This is a genomic window from Endomicrobiales bacterium (assembly GCA_023228045.1).
Lineage (GTDB): Bacteria > Elusimicrobiota > Endomicrobiia > Endomicrobiales > JALOBY01 > JALOBY01.
Window position 1 is genome coordinate 1 of record JALOBY010000038.1, and the last position, 3,513, is coordinate 3,513.

General features: G+C 41.3%; 2 protein-coding genes. Both read right to left on the bottom strand.

Translation table 11 applies throughout. The features are described from left to right. Positions 1-142: 142 nt before the first annotated feature. Positions 143-823: an FAD-dependent thymidylate synthase gene (gene thyX, locus M0Q46_06605; protein MCK9583263.1), complete on the bottom strand. Its 681-nt coding sequence runs from the start codon at positions 821-823 to the stop codon at positions 143-145. Positions 824-851: 28 nt separating this feature from the next. Beyond that, positions 852-3,513 (bottom strand): carbamoyl-phosphate synthase large subunit (gene carB, locus M0Q46_06610; GenBank protein ID MCK9583264.1); only part of this gene is annotated, 2,662 nt, incomplete at its 5' end.

A 3,513-nucleotide genomic window follows, 5' to 3' on the forward strand; every position in this document is an offset into this window, starting at 1 on the left:
TTTCACAATTAAAGCATCAATATAGAAACCATCGTGGTCTTTCTGAAAATCATAAAATTAGTTACTTAAAATGGTTTTGCTACTTCAAAACTATCAAAAATAGCAACACTTTTTGAGTATTATGCCCGCAATGACACAAATTTTATCTTTGAATTTTAAGTTTTCCCCAGGGTTTACCACAAAACTCGCTCTCGGTACAAATGCTCTGCACGCAAGATGGACCTGCGCCTTCAAACAATAAAGGTGCGACGGATTTAGCAAGGTTTAACATTTGGCAAGCCATAGCACGAATTTCCCACTGGGCGCGGTTGCAGCAACGCAACTCAAAAAAGTGGCGCAGTTCTCTAACATTCATTGTAAGCACTATTTTTGTTGCCGCGGCATTTGGCAAAATATATCTTGCATCTTCTGCAAGTACGCCATTTGCGAGCATTTTATCGTATATTTTTTTAATATTTTTAATTTCTTTTTTGTACTCGGCAAGCAACTCTTTTTTATTTTTTATTGCCGGCGGTATAACACATTCAAGTTCGCCTTTTACTTTTACATAACGCTGGCTTTGCACTGAAAAAGACGCAATTCTATGCCTTGTTAACTGTGCCAAAAGCGCTCGCGATACGCCTTCTATGCCAAAAGTAAATGAAGCATGCTCCAACACCGAGTAATGGCCTGAAGAAATTACCCGTGCAAGCAGGTCTTTTACTTTTACTGGAACAAGTTTTGTGTTTAGCTCATCTATTGAAACGCTGGAGTAGCAAAGGCGTGCGGCAAGGGCACAAGTTTTTTCTGGTTCTGGGGTATGTTTTAAAAGTTTTACAAGCATTTTATTTTACCGGAATATATCGTATAGTTTACTTTTCTTTGTAATAATCTTGCAACGACTGTACTGACCAGTCGTGATTTTTTTGCGATTTTATGCCTTCTATGGTTGCGCGCGCGGCAGCAAGAGTGGTAACAATTGGCACATTGTAAATTGCGGAAGTTCTTCTTATATGGTATCCATCGGCACGCGACTTTTTACCCGATGGGGTATTTATTACAAGCGATACCTCGCGATTTTTTATTATGTCTACAACATTTGGGCGGCCTTCGGCTATTTTGTGAACAAGTTTTATTGGCAAATTTTGGTCGCGGAAAAACTCTGCAGTATGGCTTGTGGCATATATTTCAAAACCTAAAGTTATTAGTTCTTTTACAATTGAAATTGCATCTGATTTTATGCCTTGCCCTAAGCTGACAAGCACGGCACCAGATTTTGGAAGAATTGAGCCGGAGGCAATTTCTGCTTTTGCAAACGCTCTGCCAAAGTCGGAATCTATTCCCATAACTTCGCCGGTGCTTTTCATTTCAGGCCCGAGAACAAAGTCAACATTATTAAACCTGGTCCATGGCAGAACAACTTCTTTTACCGATACCCACTTTAATTTAGGCGGTGAGTTTAATATTTCTTCTTTGCTAAAAAGTTTGCTAAGAGGCTTGCCCACCATAACCTTTGCGGCAAGTTTTGCAAGCGCCACGCCGCTGGCTTTTGAAACATAAGGGATAGTTCTTGAGGCTCGCGGATTGGCCTCTAAAATATAGACCACGCCATCTTTTACCGCAAACTGTATATTTAATAGGCCTTTAACTTCCAACGCAATGGCCAGCTCTCTTGTATATTTTTTTATTGTTTCAACAACTCTCTCAGAAAGTGTGTTATGCGGCATTACACAGGCAGAGTCACCAGAATGTATGCCGGCCTCTTCAATGTGTTCCATTACACCCGCGATATAAACATCTTTCCCGTCTGAAAGCGCGTCAACATCTACCTCTATGGCATTATCTAAAAACTTATCTATTAAAATTGGCTTACCCGGGCTTACATTGGTGGCATTGCTCATATATTCTATAAGCGATGGTTCATCATAAACAATTTGCATTCCCCGGCCGCCAAGTACATAAGATGGGCGCACCATTACCGGATAAGTTATTTTTTCGGCTACCTTTATTGCTTCTTGCGTGCTTAGCACCGTGCCAGATTGCGCCTGAGGTATTTTAAGACGGTCTAAAATTTTGCTAAAGCGTTTGCGGTCTTCGGCAATATCTATGGACTTTGGCGAAGTGCCAAGTATGTTTACACCGGCCTTGCTTAAAACTTCAGTTAAGTTAAGTGGTGTTTGCCCGCCAAACTGCACCAATACACCGTATGGCTTTTCTTTGTCTATTATGTTTAACACATCTTCTTGTGTGAGAGGTTCAAAATAAAGCTTGTCTGCAATGTCGTAATCGGTTGAAACGGTTTCGGGGTTACAGTTTACCATTATGGTTTCATAACCCTCTTCCTTTAGGGCAAGCACCGCGTGAACACAACAGTAATCAAACTCTATGCCCTGGCCGATACGGTTTGGGCCTGAGCCAAGTATCATTATTTTCTTTTTGCGGTCTTTTGCAACTTCGTCTTCATCTTGATATGTGGAGTAATAATATGGTGTGAATGCCTCAAACTCGCCTGCGCAAGTGTCTACAAGTTTGTAAGACGGCTTTATGCCGAGCTCAAATCTTAATTGAGCAATTTTCTCGGGCTTCTGGCCATTTAAGAAAGCTATTTGTTTATCGGAAAAACCATATTGTTTTGCTTTGTAAAGCGCTTCTTTTTGCGCTTTGCCTTTAAGTTTTTTTATTTTTGCAACTTCAGGTTCCATATCAACTATTTCTTTAATCTGCTGCAAGAACCATGGGTCTATTTTTGACATCTCAAATATTTCTTGTATCGGAAAGCCAAGCTTTAAGGCATGGCCAACATAAAATAACCGTTCGCAATTTGGTGCGCTAAGTTTAGCGCGAACCTCTTCTGTAACACCTTGGAGGTCTTCGCCGTGTTTAAGAAGTTTGTCAATATCTTTTAGAGGGCCTTTGCCGTCGGCATTTAAGCCGGCGCGCCCTGTTTCAAGGCCTCGTATGGCTTTTTGCAACGCCTCTTTAAATGTTCCGCCAAGCGCCATAACCTCGCCAACAGATTTCATTGCGGTATTTAGTGTTTGATCGGCGCCAGAAAATTTTTCAAACGCGAAACGAGGAATTTTTACAACACAATAATCTATGGTTGGCTCAAAAGATGCCGGTGTTTTTTGGGTTATATCATTGGGTATTTCGTCTAAGTGGTAACCTACCGCAAGCAAACTTGCTATTTTTGCAATTGGAAACCCGGTGGCCTTTGAAGCAAGCGCCGAAGAACGGCTAACGCGCGGATTCATTTCTATAACTACTATTTTGCCATTTTTTGGGTTTAGGGCAAACTGAATATTTGAGCCGCCCGTATCTACACCAATTGCTCTTATAACTTTAAATGCTTGATCACGCATTTCCTGATATTCTTTATCGCTAAGCGTTTGGGCCGGAGCTACAGTAATTGAATCGCCGGTGTGCACTCCCATAGAGTCAAAATTTTCAATAGAACAAATTACTACGCAGTTATCGGCGCTGTCGCGCATTACTTCAAGCTCATACTCTTTCCAGCCAAGCACCGACTCTTCA